Genomic DNA, 23,009 nt, shown 5'->3' with positions numbered 1-23,009 from the left:
GCAAACGCTACGGTTTCGGGCATATAATTTGCTTATGTTTGGCGCTTCGGCGCCCTGTAGTGGATGGCGCATGCGCGCCGGCGAATAAGGTGTTTAGCCCCTGCCATGAAACCATCGCTAGTCTTGAGAATGGGCCAGCAGCTGACGATGACACCGCAGCTGCAACAGGCCATCCGCCTGCTCCAATTGTCGACCCTGGACCTGCAACAGGAAATCCAGGAGGCCCTGGAGTCCAATCCGATGCTCGAACGCCAGGAAGAAGGCGACGACTTCGATAACGCCGACCCCTTGGCCGACAAAGCCGAACAGCAACCCAATGCCGACGTCTCGGAACCCTCCTACCAGGAAACCGCCCCAACGGTGGACAACCTCGAGGAAGGTGACTGGAACGAGCGCATTCCCAACGAGCTGCCCGTCGACACCGCCTGGGAAGATGTCTACCAAACCAGCGCCAGCAGCCTGCCGAGCAACGATGACGACGAGTGGGACTTCACTACCCGTACATCCGCCGGTGAGAGCCTGCAAAGCCACCTGCTGTGGCAGCTGAACCTGGCGCCGATGTCCGACACCGATCGCCTGATCGCCGTAACCCTGATCGATTGCATCAACAACCAGGGTTACCTGGACGAAACCCTCGAGGAAATCCTCGAAGCCTTCGACCCTGAACTCGACATCGAACTGGACGAGATCGAAGCCGTCCTGCATCGCATCCAGCAATTCGAACCTGCCGGCATCGGAGCCCGCAACCTGGGTGAATGTCTGCTGCTGCAATTGCGCCAGCTGCCGGCCAAGACACCTTGGCTGGCCGAGGCCAAGCGCCTGGTCAGCGATTACATTGATTTGCTCGGCAGCCGTGACTACAGCCAGCTGATGCGCCGCATGAAGCTCAAGGAAGATGAACTGCGCCAGGTGATCGAACTGGTCCAGAGCCTCAACCCGCGCCCTGGCTCGCAGATCGAATCCAGTGAAGCCGAGTACGTCGTACCCGACGTGATCGTGCGCAAAGACAACGAGCGCTGGCTGGTCGAACTGAATCAGGAGTCGGTGCCACGGCTGCGGGTCAATGCCCAATATGCCGGTTTTGTGCGCCGCGCCGACACCAGCGCCGACAACACCTTCATGCGCAATCAGTTGCAAGAAGCCCGCTGGTTCATCAAGAGCCTGCAAAGCCGCAACGAAACCCTGATGAAAGTTGCCACCCAGATCGTCGAGCATCAGCGCGGTTTTCTGGAATACGGCGACGAAGCGATGAAGCCGTTGGTACTGCATGACATCGCCGAAGCGGTGGGCATGCACGAATCGACGATTTCGCGGGTGACCACACAAAAATTCATGCATACCCCTCGGGGCATATATGAGCTGAAGTACTTTTTCTCCAGCCACGTCAGCACCTCCGAAGGCGGTGAATGCTCGTCCACAGCGATCCGCGCGATCATCAAAAAACTGGTTGCCGCTGAAAATCAGAAAAAGCCGTTGAGTGACAGCAAGATCGCTGGTTTACTGGAGGCACAAGGCATTCAGGTGGCTCGCCGCACCGTCGCCAAGTACCGCGAATCCCTCGGGATCGCGCCTTCGAGCGAACGCAAGCGGTTGATGTAGAGCCACGCCACAGCGTTCCAGTGGTAGATCATCTGGTCTACCGCTTTATGCACTGGCAACGAAGGAGAAGCTGTATGCAAGTCAACATCAGTGGACACCAACTGGAAGTGACCGAACCTCTTCGCACCTACATCGGCGAAAAACTCGAACGGTTAGAGAGGCATTTCGACAAGATCACCAACGTGCAGGTCACGATGACGGTCGAAAAGCTGAAGCAGAAAATCGAAGCCACGCTGCATATTCCCGGCAATGAAGTGGTCGCCAACGCGGAACATACCGATATGTACGCGGCGATCGACGCATTGACCGACAAGCTGGATAAACAACTCAAAAAGCATAAGGAAAAGACCCAGAGCCTCCTCCAGGGCGCGACCGGTCGTTAACACTCCCAACCCATGATCCGACTTGAAAGCATCCTGACCCCCGGCCGTTCCCTCGTGAACGTGCCGGGCGGCAGCAAAAAGAAAGCCCTCGAGCAAATTGCCAACCTGATCGCCCGGGAAGTGCCGGATCTGGAGATGCAAGTTGTCTTCGAGGCGTTGATTGCCCGTGAAAAACTCGGCTCGACCGGTTTTGGCAACGGCATCGCCATTCCTCACTGCCGCCTCAAAGGCTGTATCTCGCCCATCAGTGCCTTGATGCACCTGGACGCTCCCATCGATTTCGACGCCATCGATGGCGCACCGGTTGACCTGCTGTTCGTTCTGCTGGTCCCGGAAGCCGCTACCGATGCGCACCTGGAGCTACTGCGCCAGATCGCCAGCATGCTCGATCGCAAGGAAGTGCGCGAAAAACTGCGCAGCGCTCCGAGCAATGAAGCCTTGTATCAGGTTGTCCTGAACGAGCAAAACGGGCAGTAATCATGCGTTTGATCATCGTCAGTGGCCGCTCCGGCTCAGGTAAAAGTACCGCGCTCGATGTTCTCGAAGACAACGGCTATTACTGCATCGACAACCTGCCTGCCGGGTTGTTGCCGGAACTGGCCGAGCGCGCGCTGATCCACACCGAACTTGCGCAGCCGCTGGTGGCCGTCTCCATTGACGCGCGCAACTTGCCGAGCCACTTGAGCCGGTTTCCGGAACTGCTCGAAGAAGTTCGCAGCCGACATATCCAATGCGATGTCCTGTACCTGGACGCCGACGAAGAAACCTTGCTGAAGCGTTTTTCGGAAACTCGCCGTCGTCACCCGTTGAGCAGCGCCAACCGCTCGCTGGCCGAGGCGATCAACGATGAAACCAACCTGCTCGGGCCGATTGCCGACCTCGCCGATCTCAAGGTCAATACCACCAACCTGAACCTGTATCAGTTGCGCGATACCATCAAGTTGCGCCTGCTGAACCAACCGGAACCCGGTACTGCGTTTTTGGTGGAGTCGTTCGGATTCAAACGCGGCATGCCGGTGGACGCCGATCTGGTGTTCGATGTGCGTTGCCTGCCCAACCCCTATTGGAAGCCGGAGCTGCGCGAGCAGTCCGGGCTTGATCAACCGGTTGCCGAGTACCTGGCGGCCCAGCCGGACGTCGAGGAGATGTTCCAGGACATTTCCACGTACCTGCTCAAATGGCTGCCCCGCTTTGCCGCCAGCAACCGCGCTTATGTCACCATTGCCATTGGCTGCACCGGCGGGCATCACCGCTCCGTCTACCTGACCGAACGTCTGGGCCAGGTCCTGCAAAAATCCCTGAAGAACGTCCAGGTCCGCCACCGCGACCTCAGCTAAAGGATTCACATCGCGATGCCTGCTCTGGAAATCGAAATCATCAACAAGCTGGGCCTGCATGCCCGCGCTTCCGCCAAGTTCGTCGGCGTGGCCGGTCAGTTCAAGGATTGCACGATCAGGGTAGGACGCACGCCGCAGTCCACGGTCGACGGCAAAAGCATCATGGCCATGATGATGCTGGCTGCAGGCAAAGGCACCAAAATCCATCTGAGCACGGAAGGCGAGCAGGAACAGGAAGCGCTGGACGCGCTGGTCGCGCTGATCAACAACTTCTTCGACGAAGGCGAATAACGCTCGCCTAGGCGAGCGCTGTATCCATCACCATCATCAGACAAAACCCGATCAGCAGCCCAAGGCTGGCAAGCTTGTCGTGACCATTGCGGCGCGACTCGGGAATGACTTCATGCGTGACCACCAGCAGCATGGCCCCAGCCGCCAGCGCCAGCCCCAACGGCAAGAGCAACTCGGCAAGGCTCACCAGCCAGGCGCACAACAGCGCAAAGACCGGTTCGACCAACCCTGATGCCGCGCCGATCAGGAACGCCTTGACCCGCGACATCCCTGCCCCGGCCAACACCAACGCAATCACCAATCCTTCCGGCACATCCTGCAAGGCAATGCCCATCGCCAGGCTGTCGGCGTCGGGCATGCCGCCACCCGCCGAGACACCGACCGCCATGCCTTCAGGAATGTTGTGGGCAATGATGGCAAACACGAACAACCAGATCCGTGGCGGAATAACCGGCCGCTCCAGCGTGCCGACGAGCATTTCCGGCGAAGCACCGGAAACCTTTCGATCCACCAGATACAGCCCGAACGCGCCAAGCATGATGCCGAAACTGATCAGCCCGCTGGCCGTCCAAGGTGTCAGTCCCAGGCTTTCAGCGGCGGCAATGCCCGGAACAATCAGCGAAAATGCCGTTGCGGCGAGCATAACCCCGGCGCCAAAGCCGAGTAGCGAATCGCTGACCGCCTGAGGCATGCGTCGAATCACCAGCACCGGCACCGCGCCCAAGGCCGTGCCCAAGGCGCAAATCGCCCCGCCTTGCAACGCGCGCAGCAGTTTCGGCTCGAGATCCAGCCACGCGAGCCCATGCGCGACCAACAAGCTCATGCCCGCCAGCAGTAACAGCGACCCAAACGCGTAACGAAACATCCGCCCACTTCCGATCGCCAGTGTTTCAGTGCCCATAGTCAGCCCAGGATTGTTTTTCTAGAAGACTTAAACCAGTGCAGCCTGATAGCGCGCAGCGACTTCGGGCCAATTGATCACGTTGTAAAACGCGTTGATGTATTCGGGACGGCGGTTTTGATACTGCAGGTAATAGGCATGCTCCCAGACATCCAACCCCAGAATCGGCGTATTGCCGTTCATCAAGGGGCTGTCCTGGTTGCCGCTGCTTTCAACGACCAGCCTCTTTTGCGGCGTCACACTCAGCCAGGCCCAGCCGCTGCCGAAACGGGTCAGCGCGGCTTTGGTGAACGCTTCCTTGAAACGGTCGAGGCCGCCCAACTGCTCCTCGATGGCCTTGGCCAATTCGCCGACCGGCTGACCGCCGCCGTTGGGCACCATGACTTCCCAGAACAGCGAATGGTTGGCATGACCGCCACCCTGATTGATCACCGCCGCGCGGAGTTTTTCCGGCAGTTGCTGAACGGCAGCCACCAGTTTTTCCACCGGCCACTCGGCAAACTCGGTGCCTTCGACGGCAGCGTTAAGGTTATTGATGTAGGTCTGGTGATGCTTGGTGTAGTGGATTTCCATGGTCTGCGCATCGATATGCGGTTCCAGGGCATCGTAGGCGTACGGCAAGACAGGCAAGCTAAAAGCCATTTCAGTGGACTCCATGGTGTAGAGGCGCAGGGGACGACGCGGCATCGATGTGCAGTAAACGATGAGTGCGCGGGTATTCGCCGTGCTCGCTGATGAAATTCAACAGTTCAACGTAGGTTTTGCTGCTCTGACGCAGCGCGGCTTCACGCAATGCCGGCGCCAGTCGCGGGTCCTGCATAGTCTTCAACAACCGTTGGTGGATGGCGCACAGGTATTCGGCGCTCTCCTCCGGCTGGTTCAGACGCAAATGCAGGTCCGCCAGGTTGTGATGGGAAATCACGCAGGCCGCCACCGCTTCGTCGGCATCCGCCCAGCGCTCGAACAACACCTGGGCCAGGGCCAATGCTTGCAAGTAAGCCTCGCGAGCATCGACGTATTCGCCCAGCATGAAACAGCGGTTTGCTCTTTCGATCGTGCGTTTCCAGTGCTCCATGGTGAGCCTCCAAAGCGGTTGCGGTGATTACACGCCGCCTGCGGTGAGCTTTTCCGGATTGAGCAACTCTTCCAGTTGGCTGCGCGACAGGTCAGTGTGTTCCAGAGCGACATCGATCACCGGCCGGCCCTGCTGATAAGCCTTCTTGGCGATCTCCGCAGCGTTTTGGTAACCAATGATCGGGTTGAGTGCCGTGACCAGAATCGGGTTGCGCGACAGCGCTTCCTTGAGCCTGGCTTCGTTGACCTTGAAGCTGGCGATAGCCTTTTCACCCAACAAGTGGCTGGAGTTGGCCAGCAATTCAATGCTGCTCAGCAGGTTCTGGGCGATGATCGGCAGCATCACGTTCAGCTCGAAATTGCCCGACTGGCCGGCGATGGTGATCACCGTGTCATTGCCGATCACTTGGGCGGCGACCATCGCGGTGGCCTCCGGGATCACCGGATTGACCTTGCCGGGCATGATCGACGAGCCCGGCTGCAAGGCTTCAAGTTCGATTTCGCCGAGGCCGGCCAGTGGACCGGAGTTCATCCAGCGCAGGTCGTTGGCGATTTTCATCAGCGATACAGCGGAGGTTTTCAGCTGCCCGGAGAGCGCAACGGCGGTGTCCTGAGAGCCGATCAGAGCGAACAAATCGGTGCCCGGCGTGAATTGCACCTGAGTCAATCTGGTCAGCTGCTGGCTGAAAAGTCTGGCGAATTCTGGATGCGCATTGATACCGGTGCCCACCGCCGTACCGCCCTGAGCCAGGGACTGCAGGCTCGGCAGCAGATCCTGCAGATGGCCGATGTTGGCCTTCAGTTGTTGCGCCCAACCGTTGAGCACCTGGCTCATGCGCACTGGCATCGCATCCATCAAGTGAGTGCGACCGGTTTTGACGTGGTGATGAACCTCTTCGGCCTTGTGCTCGATCACCTGCACCAGACGCACCAGTGCCGGCAGCAATTGTTCATGCAACGCCAGCGCAGCGCTGACGTGAATGGTGGTCGGGATGATGTCGTTGCTGCTCTGGCCGCAATTGACGTGATCATTGGGGTTCACCGGCTCGCCAAGCAGACGGCTGGCCAGGGTCGCAATCACTTCGTTGGCATTCATGTTGGAACTGGTGCCGGAACCGGTCTGGAAAATATCCACCGGGAAGTGCTGCATGAAATCGTCCTGAAGCAAGCCCAGTGATGCCTCAACGATGGCGTTGCCCTGGGATTCGCTGATCTGCCTGAGTTCGACGTTGGCTCGCGCGGCGGCGGCCTTGGCCAGGATCAGTGCGCGGATGAACTGCATCGGCATCGGCTTGCCACTGATCGGGAAATTGTTCACCGCACGCTGGGTCTGTGCGCCGTAGAGGGCGTCCATCGGGACCTGGAGTTCGCCCATGCTGTCGCGCTCAATACGAGTCTTAGGGTCTGCCATCCGTTATTTCCTATGTCGCGTTGCGTATGAAAGCGGGCCAGGCAAGGCGCAGTCCGCTGGTAATGGTTGTTCCCTTGCCAAGGACTGCAACGCAGTCTGGCCCTGCACCACAGCAGGCCCGGCGCGGCATAGGAAATAACGGATGGCAGACCCTACTCATCAGAAAATCCTTGCACCAGTTCTATGAGAGGTATCGAGGGCTGCAACTCGCAGGTCGCCAGTTGCCAGGTGTAGCTTTGCCAGCGCTTGAGGCGGCACTTGCAGAGGGAGAGGCGTTCGAGTTCGCGCAGCGGGCGCCACGCCTGGTCCAGGCAATAGGTTCGCCAGTGCCAGGGCAGCGCGACATCGGCGGCAGTGTCGAGCAGCAATCGGAAAGAGGTTTCGGCGATGGTCCAAGGGGACGTCGCGGTACAACACGCCAGATACCGGCCTTCGGCCAAGTAGTGTTCGATCAGGCGAGGCTCGTCAGGGTCCATCCCGCAACGGATCTGGCGACTCATCCAGCGCCAGCTTTCGAGGTAAGGCTGCTCGTACAAGGCAGAACTCATGATCCGGGCTCATTCGGTAATGAGATTTATTATTATATGATAATGATAACCAACACAAGCCCAGAGACACTCTGAGTACATTGTGGGAGCGGGCTTGCCCGCGATGAGGCAAGTACATCCAACATACCGGGCGCCTGACACACCGCCATCGCGGGCAAGCCCACGCCCACAGGGTCTGCACGAACCCAATAAAAAAGGCGCGCCACCCAATGGGTGGCGCGCCTTTTGTGTTGCCGTAAGTGTTTAGCTACCGGCGACAGTCATCCGCTCGATCAACACCGAACCCGTGCGAATGTTACTGCGCAATTCCAGGTCATTACCCACGGCGACGATCTGCTTGAACATGTCGCGCATGTTGCCGGCGATGGTGACTTCCTGGACCGCAAACTGGATTTCGCCGTTCTCGACCCAGTAACCCGCCGCGCCGCGGGAGTAATCACCCGTGACCATGTTCAGGCCCTGGCCCATGAGCTCGGTGACCAGCAAGCCACGGCCCATACGGCGGAGCAAGGCCGCTTGATCTTCATCGCCATGGGTGACGAACAGGTTGTGCACGCCGCCCGCGTTGGCCGTGCTCGGCATGCCGAGCTTGCGACCGGAATAGGTGCCGAGGATGTAGGACACCAGCTCACCTTTTTCGACGAACGGTTTGGCGTAGGTCGCCAGACCATCGCCATCGAACGCCGAACTGCCCATGGCGCGCATCAAGTGCGGGCGTTCATCGATGGTCAGCCATTCCGGGAACAGCTTCTGACCCAGCGTGCCTTCAAGGAACGACGATTTGCGATACAGGCTGCCGCCGGAAATCGCCGAGAGGAAACTTCCGAACAAGCCACCCGCCAGTTCAGCGGAGAACAGCACCGGCACTTCACAGGTCGGCACCGGACGCGCGCCCAGACGGCTCGCCGCCCTTTGCGCGGCACGCTGGCCGATGCTCGCCGGGTCGGCCAGCAAGCTGCCCTGGCGATTCACGTCGTACCAGTAATCGCGCTGCATCTGGCCATCGGCTTCGGCGATCATGACGCAGCTCAGGCTGTGACGAGTCGATGCATAACCGCCGATAAAACCGTGGCTGTTGCCGTATACGCGACAGCCCTGATGCGTGCTGAGGGTGGTGCCATCGGCATTCTTGATGCGACTGTCGGCGGAAAATGCCGCGGCCTCACAGCTCAGTGCCATCTCGATGGCTTGCTCCGGCGTGATGTCCCATTGGTGGAACAAGTCGAAATCCTGCAGATCCTTGGCCATCAGCGCGGCGTCCGCCAGGCCCGACGCTTCGTCTTCGGAGGTGTGCTTGGCAATGGCCAGCGCTGCAGCGACGGTTTCACGAATCGCTTCAGGACCGCTGGCCGACGTGCTGGCCGAACCCTTGCGCTGCCCGACGTACAACGTGATGCCAAAGCCCTGATCGCGGTTGAATTCGACGGTTTCGACCTCACGCTGGCGCACCGATGTGGACAGTCCCTGCTCCAGGGACACCGCCACTTCACAGGCACTGGCGCCCTGACGCTTGGCTTCAGCAATGATCTGCTCGACTTGTTCTTGCAGTGCCGGCAACGCTTGTGGGCCGACGCTTTCAACTGCACTCATGCTGTTCTCCACTCAAATTCTGCTTTCGGTAAAGGCCTTCGAGCGACCGGGCCGGACAAGCGGCCCCCGACTGGTTATCATGGCGGCGTTTCTTTGCGGACGGCCACCATGGTTGATTCTTACGACGACTCCCTCGATACGGGAGAAAAAAGCAAATCCCAGGTTAAACGCGAGCTGCATGCTCTGGTTGACCTCGGCGAGCGCCTTACAACGCTCAAGCCTGACTTGCTGGCAAAACTGCCATTGACCGACGCTATGCGCCGGGCCCTGGCCGATGCGCCCAAGCACACCGCGAATATCGCGCGTAAACGGCATCTCATGTTCATCGGCAAACTGATGCGCGATCAGGACACTGACGCCATTCTGACTTTGCTCGATCAACTCGATGCCTCCACACGGCAGTACAACGAACGTTTCCATGGTCTGGAACGCTGGCGCGATCGCTTGATCGCGGGCGACGATGCAGTCCTGGAGAAGTTCGTGCTCGACTACCCGGAAGCTGATCGTCAGCAGTTGCGCTCCCTGATCCGTCAGGCCCAGCACGAACTGGCGACCAATAAGCCTCCAGCATCGAGCCGTAAAATCTTCAAGTACATCCGTGAGCTGGACGAGACTCAACGCGGCTTGCGTTAAGTCCCTTCTCGGGTGAGTCGTCACGCGGCTCACCCGACGCTCCATCCCTTACGATCCTGTGCCACCCACAGTGATCGCATCGATTTTCAGCGTTGGCTGGCCGACACCCACCGGCACCGACTGCCCATCCTTGCCACACGTCCCCACGCCGCTGTCCAGCGCCAGATCGTTTCCGACCATCGACACCTTGCTCATGGCTTCCGGCCCGTTGCCGATCAACGTCGCGCCTTTGACCGGGGCAGTAATCTTGCCGTCTTCGATCAAATACGCTTCGCTGGTAGAGAACACGAACTTGCCGCTGGTGATGTCCACCTGACCGCCGCCGAGGTTGGCGCAGTAAATCCCGCGCTTCACCGAGGCGATGATTTCTGCCGGATCACTTTCACCCGCGAGCATGTAAGTGTTGGTCATGCGCGGCATCGGCAGGTGCGCGTAGGATTCGCGACGACCGTTACCCGTGCGGGCCACGCCCATCAGGCGCGCGTTGAGCTTGTCCTGCATGTAACCTTTGAGTACGCCGTTTTCGATCAGTGTGGTGCATTCGGTCGGCGTGCCTTCGTCGTCGACACTCAGCGAACCGCGACGACCGGCCAACGTGCCATCATCGACGATGGTGCAAAGCTTGGACGCAACCATCTCGCCCATACGGCCACTGTAAGCCGAGCTGCCCTTGCGGTTGAAATCGCCTTCCAGACCATGGCCGACCGCTTCGTGCAGCAGCACGCCGGACCAGCCCGACCCCAATACAACCGGCAAGGTACCGGCCGGCGCAGGGATGGCTTCAAGGTTGACCAATGCCTGACGCAGCGCCTCACGGGCGTAGCCCATGGCACGGTCTTCGGCGAGGAAATAACGGTAATCGGTCCGACCGCCACCGCCATGACCACCGCGCTCGCGGCGACCGTTCTGCTCGACGATCACGCTGACATTGAAGCGCACCAGCGGCCGCACATCCGCCGCCAGGCTGCCGTCGGTCGAAGCGACAAGAATGCGCTCCCAGACGCCGGCCATGCTGACCGTGACTTGCTGAATACGCGGGTCGAGGGCGCGGGTGGCGACGTCGATGCGTTTGAGCAATTCGACTTTTTCGGCACGGGTCAGCACTTCCAGCGGGTTGTCCGGTCCGTATAACTGGGCGACGTCCTGAGTGGTGAAGGCCTGCACCGTGCCGTTCTGTCCGGCGCGGGAGATCGAGCGCGCCGCACGGGCCGCCGCGCCCAAGGCTTCGAGGGTGATTGCATTGCTGTAGGCAAATCCGGTTTTCTCACCCGATTGCGCCCGCACGCCAACACCCTGATCGAGGTTGAAGCTGCCTTCCTTGACGATGCCGTCTTCCAGCGCCCAGGACTCGGAAATCTGCCCCTGGAAATACAGGTCGGCGGCATCGATGCCCGGGCCGGCCAGATCGCCGAGCACACCTTGCAGACTCTCGATGGTGACGCCGCCGGGCGCCAGGAGGTGTTCACTGACTGAGGACAACAACTCGCTCATATGCTTTACGCCTTAAATTCATCGTTCTGAGGCAGGTCGCCGGGCGCCCTGCGAGAAAAAGCGCCGGTGACTCGACACCGGCATCCGCGCCCTGATGGACGCCTGTTCGCTGCTATCGCGTTCGGCCAGCAGCACGGCCTCGCCTTGATCCTGTTGCGCCAGCACCCGACCCCATGGGTCGACAATTGCAGCATGGCCATACGTTTCTCGCGGTCCCGGATGCGTGCCACCCTGGGCAGCCGCGAGCACATAACACTGGGTCTCGATGGCCCGCGCGCGAATCAGTACATCCCAATGCGCCGCGCCAGTCACCGCAGTAAAGGCCGACGGCGCGGTAATCAACTCCGCACCGGCAGCGCGCAATTCGCTGTACAGCTCGGGGAAGCGCAGGTCGTAGCATACGGTCAGGCCGACGCGACCGACGGGCGTGTCCGCGACCACCACGCCACTGCCATAAGCATAGTCGTCGGACTCCCGATAACGCCCGCGATTGTCCGCCACGTCCACATCGAACAAATGGAGCTTGTCGTAGCGTGCCACCGTCTCGCCCTGATCATTGACCAGCAGTGAGCAGGCATGCACTTTCGCCGTCGGCTGATCCACCGGCGGCAACGGCAATGTGCCGGCCACTATCCATAACTTGAGGTCGCGGGCGGTCTGTTTCAACCATGGCAGGATCGGACCGTCGCCCAATGCCTCGGCGCGACCGATGTCGGCGATGTCATGACGGCCCATGGCGGCAAAGTTTTCCGGCAGCACGGCCAGTACCGCGCCAGCGGCTGCCGCCTGCTCAAGCAGGCGCCGGGCCTGGGCCAGATTGGCCAGCACGTCGCTCTGGCTGACCATTTGAATTACCGCTACAGACATGGCGCGCTCCTGAATAGACAGGCGTCCATGCTACTCCATAGGCTTGGCGTGTGGGTTCTGAAAAAGCGCGTCAAAAAGGTTTGTCGAAGGTGATTTTCGGCTCTTTCCACGGGCCTTTGACGGTGTACTTCACGCTGGCGAAACGCGCCACGCGGTCGCCGATAAGCTTGTCGATCAGGAACAGCGCCCCGCCGATAGCCGGTGCGCCGACGATCAGCGCGGCAATCGGCAGGTTGTTGGTGACCGGCAAGGTCACCAGCAGTTTCGCATCGACCTGATCACCCACCAGATCCAGCGTGCCATTGAGCTCGATATTACTCGACGGGCCGGTCAACAGAATCGGCTCACGGGTCACGTAAACGCCGTTGGTCCCGACCAGCAGGCCCTTGACCCGGTCGTAACTCAAGCCTTTGCCAAACAGATCGGAAAAATCCAGCCGCAAGCGTCGGCCGATGGAGTTGAAGTTGAGCAGGCCAAACACCCGCAACGCCTGAGCACCACCCTCGACTTCAACGAACTGGCCTTTATTCAGCGACGCATCCAGCGTCCCGGAGAAACGCTTGGTCGCCAGCCAGGCCGGCGAACCGGGCCAGCGGCCGTCGACATCCATATGAAACTCTTCGCTGGTGACACTGGGCGCAAAGCCCCAGCCTTTCAAAACGTCAGCCAGATTCTTGCCGCTGATTCGACCTTTGTACCAACTGGTGGAGGAGCCGGGCACACCTTCCCAGCCGCCGCTGCCCTGCAAGAGAATGCCCTTGAGGCCCAGATCCAGCGTATTGAGCGCGATGCCCTTGGCGGTCGGGCGCACTTTCAGCGACCAGCCCCCGACCAAATCCTGCCCCTGGAACAGTTGATTGATGGTGATATCCAGTGCCGGGATCTTTGTCGGGTCCACGGTCACCAACGGATCCGGCGAGTTTTCATCGGCCAGTACAGTCGGATCCGGCGCCGGCAAACGCACGTATTGCAGATTGATCGCAATCGGAGCGGCTTTCGCATCGGGGATAACGGCGGTGCCCTTGACCTGCTGGCTGTCGAGCTGCAAGGCCCACGCGGTCGGCTTGCGGTTCAACTGCACCGAGGCCTGACCCAGCGTGGTACCGATGCCGCTGAGCTTGCCAACCTTGAAATCCGCGCTGCTGAGCAACTGCTTGGCGCTGCCGCCCGGATCCTGGCCGGCATACTTGTCGACCAGATCCTTCCACGGGCCGACATCCAGTTCCGACAGCACCCCGCGCACCCGCAGACCTTTGGCGCCGGGTAACACGGCTTCGCCGCCGCCGAGGAACAGTTCGCCGCGACCGTCGGCAAAATTGCCCGGCGGTGCTGCAAACGTGAAGCTCGCCAACTCGCCGTATTTGACCCAGTAACGCCGCTCCTGCCCCTGCAGGGTCATGCGGAACGTCGTGTCGCGCCCGACGTCGGCCGTCATGCCGAACGGCGCCGGCAAGTCGACGGCCACGCCTTTGAGGCTGGAATTGACCATCAACTGGCTGTCTGCGCCGTCCAGGTTCAGTTGCAGTTGATACGGGATCAGGCCGGACACCGGCAACGGCTGCGTGACGCTCAGCCAATCGGTCAGCTTCTTGACCTCGACCTGGCCTGAAGCGGTGACGCGTGTCTTGATGTTGCCCGGCCTGCCGTCGGCGAAAATCTGGGCGCTGACCGGTTTGTCAAACGCTCGCGCCGTGATGTTCTGGCCGCTCAAACCTTTGTCGCTGTCGAAACGGAAATCGCCCTTGAGCTGAGTCAGCTCCAGCGGTGGCTCGGCCAACTTCAAACGTGCCTTGGCCGTCTTGAAGTCGACGAGAATTTTCGGTTGCTCGCCTTTGACCAGTGGAATATCCAGTTTCAATTTGCCTTGCAGATCGCCCTCGCCTTCCCATCCAGCGAAGGTCGCGGCGGTGCCGATCGGCGCTTCCTGCAGAATTTTCACGCCATCGCCCAACCCGCCGGCGAACGCGCCGTCGAGGAACAGATGGGTGGTTTGCCCGGCAGGCACGTGGGGAATATTGACGTAGATGTCGCTGACCTGCGTGTTGAGCAACTGGCCTTGGCTGGCCAGAATGCGCACGCCGCTGTCTTCGATGAACACGTCGCCCGAGACCTTGCTCACAGACGGCCAGCCTGGCTGGAACGCCAGCTCGGCATCGTGCACCTTGAAGAACAGGCTGATGCTGCGGGCGGTGTCGGCGGCGCCATGATTCAGCGAGCCCTGATACTGGAAGAAGCCCTCGTCCACCGCTCCCTTGAGAATCGCTGTACGCAACCATTCATCCAGCGCCGGGCTGAGCACTTGCGGCAGGTACTTGGCGGTGTATTTGCCATCGCCCTCCACCAGACCGACCCGCAGGTCCATGTAATCTTCCTGGGTGTGATCGAAATGCAGGCGGATCAGGAAATCGCCGGCAATCTTGCCCTCCTCGCCCAGCACCTTCAGGTACGGCGCGATCAGGGTGAAACCTTCTTTGTCGAGCTTCCAGGTCAGCCGGGCGTTGGCCTGAATGTATTGCCATGGCTTGGCGAAAATAGGGTCCAGATGCAGGGAAAAATCCTTGCTGTCCATGCGCAACTCGCCATGGCCGAGGTCACCACTGATGCTGCCACTGACATTTCTCGCCGCCGGCGCGCCGTGATAGGCGTCAAAACCCACCCGATCGAGGTTGGCGGCGAAGCTGATCTTACTGTCGTCGGTGGCGTTGGGCCGGAAGTCCATCAGCACGTTGCGTAAACCACCGGTCACCTTGAGCCGCTCGACGGCGGTGGCAACACCTTCGGGCAATGGCCCCAGGGCATTCAGCAGCGGGGTCAGCGGGGTGAGGTCGAGACGGTCGGCTTGCAGATGCCAGAGTTCTTCGGCCTTGTCAGTCGCCAGGCTCTGTTTGAGTTGCAGGTGCGATTCCCAGCGCGTTTCGCCAAAGTTCATCGCCAGGGAGTCCAGGGTCACCAGGATGCCTTCGGTGCCGCGCTGGAAGAAGCCGTTCAGCGCCAGATTGTTGATCTGGATCGGCTTGCGCTCGGCGTAAGCGCCCTTGAGCTGAGGCGCGTTCAAACGGATCGCGCCGCTTTGCAGAGCGCCTTTATCCCAGTTGACCCAGAGTTCGCCGCCGGCCTTGAACTCGGAGAAGTTCCACTGCCGGGTCACGCGTTCGGGCAGCCATTTCGACCAGTCGCTTTGCGGCAGGCTCAGGTACGCATCCGCTGCGCCGTCCTGCCACTGGCTGGCGCGAATGCGGGTGCGCACACTCATGGCGACCGGCTGCCCGTCGGGCAGGGTCAGCCGCGCATCGAGGCGCTGCCGGGAAACGCCGGTTTTCAGATTCAGGCCAACGTACGTCAAGGTCAGCGGCGGGTGATCCAGTGGCTGCAAGGTCACCTGGCTGTCGAGCACCGACAACTGCTGGACCATCTGCATGCGATTGAGCAGTTGTTCCGGATCCAGTGGCTGATCCTGCTGCACCGGCAAGCCTTCCAGCGCCCAACGACCGTCCTCGCCTTCCTTGAGGCTGATCTTCAGACCGTTGAGCTCCAGATGAGCGATGCGCACTTCGCGGGCCAGCAGGCTGGCCCAGAGGTCCGGCACCGCGCGCACCTGATCCAGGCGCAGGGCATTGGCGCCCTCGCCGACCATCACGTCGTGAGCCAGCATAATCGGCGCGAAGCCGCTCCAGTTACCTTCCAGCTCACCGATGTGCAGCGGCATGCCCAAGGCAGCGCCGGCTTTGGTTTCGACTTCGGCCCGGTACTCGGCCACCAGCGGTGTCAGCTCGCGACCGAGACTGACGTAAAGTGCCATCAGCACCAAAGCCAACGCGCACAGGCCCAGACCCCAGCGGGTCAGTGCGGCCAAAATGCGTGTCAGACGGTCCATGTCAGTTGGCTCCCATGGCAAAAGTACTGCAAAAAGCTGAGGCCAGCTGTTCTAGTCGGGTGCAAATACAGCGATTCAGAGCAGCACCACGTCGTATTGTTCCTGGGAATACATGGTTTCCACCTGGAACCGAATGGTGCGTCCGATAAAACCTTCGAGTTCGGCGACGTTGCCCGACTCTTCATCGAGCAAACGGTCGACGACTTTCTGGTTCGCCAATACACGATAGCCTTCCGCTTGATAGGCGCGAGCCTCACGGAGGATTTCGCGGAAAATTTCGTAGCAGACCGTTTCCGGCGTCTTGAGCTTGCCGCGCCCCTGGCAACTGCTGCACGGTTCGCACAGCACCTGTTCGAGACTTTCGCGGGTGCGCTTGCGGGTCATCTGCACCAGGCCCAACTCGGTGATGCCGATGATGTTGGTCTTGGCGTGGTCGCGCTCCAGTTGTTTCTCCAGGGTGCGCAGCACCTGGCGCTGGTGCTCTTCGTCTTCCATGTCGATGAAGTCGATGATGATGATCCCGCCCAGGTTGCGCAGGCGCAGCTGGCGAGCGATGGCGGTCGCGGCTTCGAGGTTGGTCTTGAAGATGGTTTCTTCGAGATTGCGATGACCGACGAACGCCCCGGTATTGACATCGATGGTGCTCATGGCTTCCGCCGGGTCCACCACCAGGTAACCGCCAGACTTCAGCGGCACTTTGCGCTCAAGGGCTTTCTGGATTTCGTCTTCGACGCCGTACAGGTCGAAGATCGGCCGCTCGCCCGGATAATGCTCCAGGCGATCCGCGATTTCCGGCATCAGTTCGGCAACGAACTGCGTGGTTTTCTGGAAGGTTTCCCGGGAGTCGATGCGGATCTTCTCGATTTTCGGGCTGACCAGGTCGCGCAAGGTGCGCAGTGCCAGGCCGAGGTCTTCGTAGATGACACTCGGCGCGCCGATGGTTTTGATCTGCTCGTTGATCTGATCCCAGAGCCGGCGCAGGTAACGGATGTCCATGAGGATTTCATCGGCCCCGGCGCCTTCGGCGGCGGTACGCAGGATAAAACCACCCGCTTCCTTGATGCCTTCTTTGGCCACGCAATCGGTAACCACTTGCTTGAGACGCTCGCGCTCGGCTTCGTCTTCGATCTTCAGCGAAATGCCGACATGCGCAGTACGCGGCATGTACACCAGGTAACGCGAAGGAATTGAAAGTTGTGTGGTCAGGCGCGCACCTTTGGAACCGATCGGGTCCTTGGTGACTTGCACTACCAGGCTTTGGCCTTCATGGACCAGCGCGCTGATGCTTTCGACCGCCGGGCCTTCGCGCAGGGAAATTTCCGAGGCATGAATGAACGCGGCGCGGTCCAGACCGATGTCGACGAACGCCGCCTGCATGCCGGGCAACACCCGCACGACTTTGCCTTTATAGATGTTTCCGACGATCCCGCGCTTTTGCGTACGCTCGACGTGGACCTCTTGCAGGACACCGTTTTCAACCACCGCCACGCGCGATTCCATCGGCGTGATGTTGATCAGGATCTCTTCACTCATGGCAGGGTCTCGTTCAGGCATGTTCACGATAATGGCCGCATCTTGTCAGTACGACGCTCAGCGCGCGTTAAGGGTTTGCCAACAGGGTATGCCGAAATGGCCAAGCAGCTCAGCGGTTTCGCACAGCGGCAGTCCGACCACCGCCGAGTAGCTGCCATCGAGACCGGCGACAAACACCGCGCCCAGTCCTTGAATGCCATAGCCGCCGGCCTTGTCCTGCGGTTCACCGCTGGCCCAGTAGGCCGCCGCTTCATCGCGGCCGATGGGGCGAAAACGCACCAGGCTGCGTACAACACGCGATTCGCAACGCTCACCGTCAAGCACGGCAATGGCGGTCAGCACTTCATGCTCTTGCCCTGCCAACATCATAAGCATGGCGCACGCGTCGGCTTCGTCCACCGGTTTGCCAAGAATTTTCCCGTTGAGCACCACGGCGGTATCGGCGCCCAGCACGCAGAATGCTGCGTCGGACACGACCGTGCCGCGTCCGGCTTCAGCCTTGCCGCGCGCGAGGCGCTCGACATAGGCCGACGGCGATTCATGATTCAAAGGGGTTTCGTCGATGTCCGCGCTGATGGCGGAGAACGGCACGCCGATCTGCGTGAGCAGTTCACGCCGACGCGGAGAGCCGGAGGCGAGATAAAGCGGTTTCATCAAGACATCTCCCTGTCGAGGTTATGGGCAAATGCCTGACCGATTTAATTGATTTTGTAGCGTCGACGCAGACCACGCAAACCGAAGCTGATCCACGGCCAGAGCAGCGCGCTGACCAGTGCCGGCAAGACCAGCGCCAACGTGGGCTGACGGTTGCCGGTCAAGGCGCTGAGCCAGAGTTGAACAAGCTGTGCGAGGCCGAAGATCACCAGGATCACCAAGCTCTGTTGCCACATCGGGAACATCCGCAGCCGCTGTTGCAGCGACAGCACCAGGAAGGTGATTAGCGTCAGGATCAGCGCGTTCTGGCCCAGCAACGTGCCGTAGAGCACATCTTCAGCCAGGCCCAGGCACCACGCAGTGACCATCCCGACTTTCTGCGGCAATGCCAACGCCCAGAACGCGAGCAGCAAGGCGAGCCAGAGCGGACGGAGGATTTCCATGAACTGCGGCAGCGGCGAAACGCTGAGCAACATGCCGATGGCGAATGTCAGCCAGACCATCCAGTCGTTTCGGGAGGCGGTAGCACCGGCCATTATTCTCTTCCCCCAGTGGTAGCCGGTGCAGAGACAGGCGGTTTGGTAGCAGGCTTCACGACAGCGGGTTGCGTCGCCGGTGGTTTGGCGGCGGGCGCAGTCGCGGGCGGCCTGGCGGCGGCAGGATGTGCGGCAGCAGGTTTGACCGGGGTCGCAGCGGCAGGTGCAGTCGCTGGAGCGGCAGGGGCTGCAACGGCAGGTGCAATCACGGCAGCAGGTTTCGGCACGGTGGCAGGAATGATTGGCCCACCGCCTTGCGCATCGAGGCTTTCCTGGGCTTGGGCGGCGTCGTTTGCGCGCTCTTCCGGCGTACGGGTGTCGCTGAACACCAGCAACAGGTATCGGCTACGGTTCAATGCAGCGGTCGGTACGGCGCGGACAATGGCGAACGGCTGGCCGGAATCGTGAATCACTTCCTTGACCGTCGCCACCGGGTAACCCGCCGGGAATCGCTGGCCGAGACCGGAGCTGACCAGCAGATCGCCTTCCTTGATATCCGCCGTGTCGGCCACGTGACGCAGTTCCAGGCGTTCCGGATTGCCGGTGCCGCTGGCAATGGCTCGCAGACCGTTACGGTTCACCTGCACCGGGATGCTGTGGGTGGTGTCGGTGAGCAACAGCACACGGGAGGTGTACGGCATCAACTCGACCACCTGGCCCATCAGGCCGCGGGCATCGAGCACCGGCTGACCGAGCACCACACCGTCACGCTCACCTTTATTGATGATGATGCGATGGGTGAAGGGATTAGGGTCCATGCCGATCAACTCGGCCACTTCGACCTTCTCGTTGACCAGTGCGGAGGAATTAAGCAACTCGCGCAGCCGAACGTTCTGCTCGGTGAGGGCGGCAAGCTTTTGCATGCGCCCCTGCAGCAGCAGGTTTTCGGTCTTGAGTTTTTCGTTTTCGGCGACCAGCTCGGTACGGCTGCCAAACTGGCTGGCCACACCTTGCCATAGCCGCTGCGGCAGGTCGGTGATCCAGTAAGACTGCATCAACACCAGCGACATCTGGCTACGCACTGGCTTGAGCAGTGTGAAGCGGGCATCGACCACCATCAGCGCGACCGATAGCACGACCAGCACCAACAAGCGCACGCCCAGTGAAGGCCCTTTGGTGAAAAGCGGTTTAATAAGCCGCTCCTCCCAGGCAAATGTTTTGTTTATTCATACGGCAGACCGGCCTGGATACAGACTGACAGAAGGTAAACGCAAACAGGCAGCACTGCAAAGTGCCGCCTGCGCGCTCAACAGCATAGAAGCGATCCGGCGACTTACTCGCTGGACAGCAGATCCATGGTGTGTTTATCCATCATTTCCAATGCACGGCCACCGCCGCGAGCAACGCAGGTCAGCGGGTCTTCGGCAACGATCACCGGCAGACCGGTTTCCTGGGCCAGCAACTTGTCGAGGTCACGCAGCAAGGCGCCACCACCGGTCAGTACCAGGCCACGCTCGGCGATATCGGAAGCCAGCTCCGGCGGCGATTGCTCCAGTGCACTTTTCACGGCCTGAACGATAGTGGCCAGCGACTCTTGCAGAGCTTCCAGCACTTCATTGGAGTTCAGGGTGAATGCGCGTGGAACGCCTTCAGCCAGGTTACGGCCACGAACGTCGACTTCGCGAACTTCGCCGCCCGGGTAGGCTGTACCGATTTCCTGCTTGATGCGCTCGGCGGTGGATTCGCCGATCAGGCTGCCGTAGTTGCGACGTACGTAGGTGATGATCGCTTCATCGAAGCGGTCGCCACCCACCCGTACGGATTCGGCGTAAACCACACCGTTCAGGGAGATCAGCGCGATTTCAGTGGTACCGCCACCGATATCGACCACCATCGAACCGCGTGCTTCTTCAACCGGCAGGCCGGCACCGATCGCAGCTGCCATCGGCTCTTCGATCAGAAACACTTCACGCGCACCGGCACCAAGGGCCGATTCACGGATGGCACGACGCTCAACCTGAGTGGATTTGCATGGAACGCAGATCAGCACACGAGGGCTAGGCTGCAGGAAGCTGTTTTCGTGAACCTTGTTGATAAAGTATTGCAGCATCTTTTCGCAGACGCTGAAGTCGGCAATCACGCCGTCCTTCATCGGACGAATGGCCGCGATGTTGCCCGGCGTACGGCCGAGCATGCGCTTGGCCTCGGTGCCGACAGCAACGACACTTTTCTGGTTACCGTGTGTCCGAATAGCCACAACCGATGGCTCATTCAGGACGATTCCGCGCTCGCGCACGTAAATAAGGGTGTTGGCAGTGCCCAGGTCAATGGAAAGATCGCTGGAAAACATGCCACGCAGTTTCTTGAACATGGGAAAGGGACCCTAGGCAACGCGTGGGTAAAAAAGTGCGGCAAACTCTAACAACGACAGGGATTTTGGGCAAGGCGCCAATATGTTAAATTGGCCGCTTTTCTGTGCACCAACCCCCACAATCGCGGCCTTATGACCGTAGAAATGCGGTAGTGTTCCGACAATCTAACACACGGACGCCGTCCGTTCTGTTTTCCACTGGAGAATCGCAATGGCGCTTGAACGCTCCGACGTGGAAAAAATCGCTCATCTGGCCTGCCTTGGCCTCGATGATGCCGATCTTCCACATATTACTTCGGCCCTGAACAGCATTCTGGGGCTGGTCGACGAAATGCAGGCGGTCAATACCGACGGTATCGAGCCGCTGGCCCACCCACTGGAAGCCAGCCAGCGCCTGCGTGCAGACGTCGTGACCGAGACCAATCATCGCGAGGCGTATCAGTCCATCGCACCAGCGGTCGAAAACGGCCTGTACCTGGTTCCGAAAGTCATCGACTAAAGGGAAAGAGCCTGCAATGCATCAATTGACTCTGGCCGAGATCGCCCGCGGTCTCGCCGATAAAAAGTTTTCTTCCGAAGAGCTGACCAAAGTCCTGCTGGCGCGCATCGCCCAGCTCGATCCTCAGCTCAACAGCTTCATCAGCCTCACCGAAGACCTGGCGCTCCAGCAGGCGAAAGCCGCTGACGCTCGCCGGGCCAACGGTGAGAGCGGCGCCCTGCTCGGCGCGCCGATCGCCCACAAAGACTTGTTCTGCACCCAAGGCATCCGCACCAGCTGCGGCTCGAAGATGCTCGACAACTTTAAAGCACCGTACGACGCCACCGTGGTTGCCAAACTGGCAGCTGCCGGCGCGGTGACGCTGGGCAAGACCAACATGGACGAATTCGCCATGGGGTCGGCCAACGAGTCGAGCTACTACGGCCCGGTGAAAAACCCGTGGAACCTGGAATACGTTCCGGGTGGTTCGTCCGGCGGTTCCGCTGCGGCGGTCGCGGCGCGCCTGTTGCCGGCGGCTACCGGCACCGACACCGGCGGCTCGATCCGTCAGCCCGCTGCACTGACCAACCTCACCGGCCTGAAACCGACGTACGGTCGCGTTTCGCGCTGGGGCATGATCGCCTACGCCTCCAGCCTCGATCAGGGCGGCCCGTTGGCCCGCACGGCCGAAGACTGCGCGATCCTGCTGCAAGGCATGGCCGGTTTCGATCCGCAGGATTCCACCAGCATCGACGAACCCGTGCCGGATTACAGCGCCAGCCTCAACGGCTCGCTGCAAGGTCTGCGCATCGGCGTGCCGAAGGAATACTTCAGCGCCGGCCTGGACCCGCGTATCGCCGACCTGGTCATGGCCAGTGTCGAAGAGCTGAAAAAGCTCGGCGCCGTGATCAAGGAAATCAGCCTGCCGAACATGCAGCACGCGATTCCTGCGTACTACGTGATCGCCCCGGCAGAAGCCTCTTCCAACCTGTCGCGTTTCGACGGCGTGCGTTTCGGCCATCGCTGTGAAGACCCGAAAAACCTCGAAGACCTGTACAAGCGTTCCCGTGGCGAAGGTTTCGGTGCGGAAGTGCAGCGCCGGATCATGGTCGGCGCCTACGCGCTGTCCGCCGGTTACTACGACGCCTATTACCTGAAGGCGCAGAAGATTCGTCGCTTGATCAAGAACGACTTCATGGCCGCCTTCAACGAGGTCGACATCATCCTCGGCCCAACCACGCCGAACCCGGCCTGGAAGCTCGGCGCCAAGAACAGCGACCCGGTCGCTGCGTACCTGGAAGACGTCTACACCATCACCGCCAACCTCGCCGGTCTGCCGGGCCTGTCCATGCCGGCAGGTTTTGTCGACGGTCTACCGGTCGGCGTGCAATTGCTCGCCCCGTATTTCCAGGAAGGCCGCTTGCTCAACGTTGCGCACCAGTACCAGTTGAACACTGACTGGCACACCCGCACCCCAACCGGCTTCTGAGGAGAAACA

General features: G+C 60.5%; 22 protein-coding genes. 8 read left to right on the top strand and 14 right to left on the bottom strand.

From position 1 onward, the window contains the following. Positions 1-105: 105 nt before the first annotated feature. From F8N43_RS22850 to F8N43_RS22830, 5 genes are all read left to right on the top strand, one after another. Positions 106-1,599, top strand: a complete 1,494-nt coding sequence (locus tag F8N43_RS22850; RefSeq protein ID WP_150639286.1) for an RNA polymerase factor sigma-54 — start codon at positions 106-108, stop codon at positions 1,597-1,599. Between the two features lie 74 nt (positions 1,600-1,673). After that, positions 1,674-1,982 carry a ribosome hibernation-promoting factor, HPF/YfiA family gene (hpf, locus tag F8N43_RS22845; RefSeq protein ID WP_007941242.1) on the top strand — a complete coding sequence of 103 codons (309 nt, stop codon included), beginning with the start codon at positions 1,674-1,676 and terminating at the stop codon, positions 1,980-1,982. Positions 1,983-1,994: 12 nt separating this feature from the next. After that, positions 1,995-2,459, top strand: coding sequence for a PTS IIA-like nitrogen regulatory protein PtsN (ptsN, locus tag F8N43_RS22840; protein WP_150654410.1), 465 nt, complete (start codon positions 1,995-1,997; stop codon positions 2,457-2,459). 2 nt (positions 2,460-2,461) lie between these two features. Continuing rightward, entirely contained in the window at positions 2,462-3,319 is an 858-nt protein-coding gene (rapZ, locus tag F8N43_RS22835) for an RNase adapter RapZ (RefSeq protein WP_150633253.1), read from the top strand. Between the two features lie 15 nt (positions 3,320-3,334). Beyond that, the gene (locus F8N43_RS22830; RefSeq protein WP_150633252.1) at positions 3,335-3,610 is read left to right on the top strand and encodes an HPr family phosphocarrier protein; all 276 of its coding nucleotides are present in this window, start codon (positions 3,335-3,337) and stop codon (positions 3,608-3,610) included. A 7-nt stretch (positions 3,611-3,617) separates the two neighbouring features. Here F8N43_RS22830 and F8N43_RS22825 read toward each other — a convergent pair whose 3' ends face one another. The 6 genes from F8N43_RS22825 to pmbA all read right to left on the bottom strand — a co-directional run bounded on the left by F8N43_RS22825 (position 3,618) and on the right by pmbA (position 9,134). Then, positions 3,618-4,511 carry a ZIP family metal transporter gene (locus F8N43_RS22825; protein WP_150633251.1) on the bottom strand — a complete coding sequence of 298 codons (894 nt, stop codon included), beginning with the start codon at positions 4,509-4,511 and terminating at the stop codon, positions 3,618-3,620. Positions 4,512-4,541: 30 nt separating this feature from the next. Continuing rightward, entirely contained in the window at positions 4,542-5,153 is a 612-nt protein-coding gene (locus F8N43_RS22820; protein WP_150633250.1) for a superoxide dismutase, read from the bottom strand. Between the two features lies 1 nt (position 5,154). Further along, positions 5,155-5,586 (bottom strand): hypothetical protein, encoded by a 432-nt coding sequence (locus tag F8N43_RS22815; protein WP_150633249.1) that lies wholly within the window; start codon positions 5,584-5,586, stop codon positions 5,155-5,157. Between the two features lie 27 nt (positions 5,587-5,613). Further along, a complete protein-coding gene (locus F8N43_RS22810) occupies positions 5,614-6,996 on the bottom strand; it encodes a class II fumarate hydratase (protein ID WP_150654409.1) in 1,383 nt (460 codons plus the stop codon). A 152-nt stretch (positions 6,997-7,148) separates the two neighbouring features. Then, entirely contained in the window at positions 7,149-7,544 is a 396-nt protein-coding gene (locus F8N43_RS22805) for a FagA protein (protein ID WP_150654408.1), read from the bottom strand. Between the two features lie 243 nt (positions 7,545-7,787). Then, entirely contained in the window at positions 7,788-9,134 is a 1,347-nt protein-coding gene (pmbA, locus tag F8N43_RS22800) for a metalloprotease PmbA (protein WP_150654407.1), read from the bottom strand. 108 nt (positions 9,135-9,242) lie between these two features. On the opposite strand from pmbA, the gene yjgA reads away from it, so the two are divergent. Next, positions 9,243-9,767: a ribosome biogenesis factor YjgA gene (gene yjgA / locus F8N43_RS22795; RefSeq protein WP_007901505.1), complete on the top strand. Its 525-nt coding sequence runs from the start codon at positions 9,243-9,245 to the stop codon at positions 9,765-9,767. 48 nt (positions 9,768-9,815) lie between these two features. On the opposite strand, the gene tldD is transcribed toward yjgA, so the two are convergent. The 8 genes from tldD to mreB form a co-directional block, all read right to left on the bottom strand. Then, positions 9,816-11,258, bottom strand: coding sequence for a metalloprotease TldD (gene tldD, locus F8N43_RS22790; protein ID WP_150633245.1), 1,443 nt, complete (start codon positions 11,256-11,258; stop codon positions 9,816-9,818). Between the two features lie 18 nt (positions 11,259-11,276). Beyond that, positions 11,277-12,125 carry a carbon-nitrogen hydrolase family protein gene (locus F8N43_RS22785; RefSeq protein ID WP_150633244.1) on the bottom strand — a complete coding sequence of 283 codons (849 nt, stop codon included), beginning with the start codon at positions 12,123-12,125 and terminating at the stop codon, positions 11,277-11,279. A gap of 70 nt (positions 12,126-12,195) precedes the next feature. After that, entirely contained in the window at positions 12,196-15,999 is a 3,804-nt protein-coding gene (locus F8N43_RS22780; protein WP_150654406.1) for a YhdP family protein, read from the bottom strand. A gap of 75 nt (positions 16,000-16,074) precedes the next feature. Then, positions 16,075-17,532: a ribonuclease G gene (gene rng, locus F8N43_RS22775; RefSeq protein ID WP_010463355.1), complete on the bottom strand. Its 1,458-nt coding sequence runs from the start codon at positions 17,530-17,532 to the stop codon at positions 16,075-16,077. Positions 17,533-17,589: 57 nt separating this feature from the next. Then, on the bottom strand, positions 17,590-18,186 hold the full coding sequence (locus F8N43_RS22770; RefSeq protein ID WP_150633242.1) for a Maf family protein: 597 nt from the start codon (positions 18,184-18,186) through the stop codon (positions 17,590-17,592). 44 nt (positions 18,187-18,230) lie between these two features. After that, complete coding sequence (gene mreD, locus F8N43_RS22765; protein ID WP_150633241.1) at positions 18,231-18,722, bottom strand: rod shape-determining protein MreD; 492 nt, start codon at positions 18,720-18,722, stop codon at positions 18,231-18,233. Then, entirely contained in the window at positions 18,722-19,855 is a 1,134-nt protein-coding gene (mreC, locus tag F8N43_RS22760; RefSeq protein ID WP_150633240.1) for a rod shape-determining protein MreC, read from the bottom strand. The genes mreD and mreC overlap by 1 nt, the downstream gene beginning before the upstream one ends. Positions 19,856-19,995: 140 nt before the next feature. Then, entirely contained in the window at positions 19,996-21,033 is a 1,038-nt protein-coding gene (gene mreB / locus F8N43_RS22755) for a rod shape-determining protein MreB (RefSeq protein WP_002555108.1), read from the bottom strand. Positions 21,034-21,244: 211 nt separating this feature from the next. Between mreB and gatC the strand changes: the two genes are divergently transcribed. Together gatC and gatA are read left to right on the top strand one after the other, a co-directional pair. Beyond that, a complete protein-coding gene (gene gatC, locus F8N43_RS22750; RefSeq protein WP_007941222.1) occupies positions 21,245-21,532 on the top strand; it encodes an Asp-tRNA(Asn)/Glu-tRNA(Gln) amidotransferase subunit GatC in 288 nt (95 codons plus the stop codon). Between the two features lie 16 nt (positions 21,533-21,548). Then, positions 21,549-23,000, top strand: a complete 1,452-nt coding sequence (gatA, locus tag F8N43_RS22745) for an Asp-tRNA(Asn)/Glu-tRNA(Gln) amidotransferase subunit GatA (protein ID WP_150633239.1) — start codon at positions 21,549-21,551, stop codon at positions 22,998-23,000. Positions 23,001-23,009: the final 9 nt, after the last annotated feature.

Source organism: Pseudomonas fluorescens (assembly GCF_902498065.1).
In the GTDB taxonomy this organism is placed as follows: Bacteria; Pseudomonadota; Gammaproteobacteria; order Pseudomonadales; family Pseudomonadaceae; genus Aquipseudomonas; species Aquipseudomonas fluorescens_BJ.
Note: the sequence above shows the minus strand (reverse complement) of the source record. Positions and strands in the feature narration are given on the sequence as shown.

What these genes read in the sequence shown, in the direction of transcription:
- gatA (WP_150633239.1), top strand. Translation starts at nt 21,549, where the DNA reads ATGCATCAATTGACTCTGGCCGAGATCGCCCGCGGTCTCGCCGATAAA.
- F8N43_RS22830 (WP_150633252.1), top strand. Translation starts at nt 3,335, where the DNA reads ATGCCTGCTCTGGAAATCGAAATCATCAACAAGCTGGGCCTGCATGCC.
- mreB (WP_002555108.1), bottom strand. Translation starts at nt 21,033, where the DNA reads ATGTTCAAGAAACTGCGTGGCATGTTTTCCAGCGATCTTTCCATTGAC.
- gatC (WP_007941222.1), top strand. Translation starts at nt 21,245, where the DNA reads ATGGCGCTTGAACGCTCCGACGTGGAAAAAATCGCTCATCTGGCCTGC.
- F8N43_RS22785 (WP_150633244.1), bottom strand. Translation starts at nt 12,125, where the DNA reads ATGTCTGTAGCGGTAATTCAAATGGTCAGCCAGAGCGACGTGCTGGCC.
- F8N43_RS22780 (WP_150654406.1), bottom strand. Translation starts at nt 15,999, where the DNA reads ATGGACCGTCTGACACGCATTTTGGCCGCACTGACCCGCTGGGGTCTG.
- F8N43_RS22815 (WP_150633249.1), bottom strand. Translation starts at nt 5,586, where the DNA reads ATGGAGCACTGGAAACGCACGATCGAAAGAGCAAACCGCTGTTTCATG.
- pmbA (WP_150654407.1), bottom strand. Translation starts at nt 9,134, where the DNA reads ATGAGTGCAGTTGAAAGCGTCGGCCCACAAGCGTTGCCGGCACTGCAA.
- F8N43_RS22810 (WP_150654409.1), bottom strand. Translation starts at nt 6,996, where the DNA reads ATGGCAGACCCTAAGACTCGTATTGAGCGCGACAGCATGGGCGAACTC.
- ptsN (WP_150654410.1), top strand. Translation starts at nt 1,995, where the DNA reads ATGATCCGACTTGAAAGCATCCTGACCCCCGGCCGTTCCCTCGTGAAC.
- F8N43_RS22820 (WP_150633250.1), bottom strand. Translation starts at nt 5,153, where the DNA reads ATGGCTTTTAGCTTGCCTGTCTTGCCGTACGCCTACGATGCCCTGGAA.
- yjgA (WP_007901505.1), top strand. Translation starts at nt 9,243, where the DNA reads ATGGTTGATTCTTACGACGACTCCCTCGATACGGGAGAAAAAAGCAAA.
- F8N43_RS22825 (WP_150633251.1), bottom strand. Translation starts at nt 4,511, where the DNA reads ATGGGCACTGAAACACTGGCGATCGGAAGTGGGCGGATGTTTCGTTAC.
- F8N43_RS22805 (WP_150654408.1), bottom strand. Translation starts at nt 7,544, where the DNA reads ATGAGTTCTGCCTTGTACGAGCAGCCTTACCTCGAAAGCTGGCGCTGG.
- rng (WP_010463355.1), bottom strand. Translation starts at nt 17,532, where the DNA reads ATGAGTGAAGAGATCCTGATCAACATCACGCCGATGGAATCGCGCGTG.
- mreD (WP_150633241.1), bottom strand. Translation starts at nt 18,722, where the DNA reads ATGGCCGGTGCTACCGCCTCCCGAAACGACTGGATGGTCTGGCTGACA.
- hpf (WP_007941242.1), top strand. Translation starts at nt 1,674, where the DNA reads ATGCAAGTCAACATCAGTGGACACCAACTGGAAGTGACCGAACCTCTT.
- tldD (WP_150633245.1), bottom strand. Translation starts at nt 11,258, where the DNA reads ATGAGCGAGTTGTTGTCCTCAGTCAGTGAACACCTCCTGGCGCCCGGC.
- rapZ (WP_150633253.1), top strand. Translation starts at nt 2,462, where the DNA reads ATGCGTTTGATCATCGTCAGTGGCCGCTCCGGCTCAGGTAAAAGTACC.
- F8N43_RS22850 (WP_150639286.1), top strand. Translation starts at nt 106, where the DNA reads ATGAAACCATCGCTAGTCTTGAGAATGGGCCAGCAGCTGACGATGACA.
- F8N43_RS22770 (WP_150633242.1), bottom strand. Translation starts at nt 18,186, where the DNA reads ATGAAACCGCTTTATCTCGCCTCCGGCTCTCCGCGTCGGCGTGAACTG.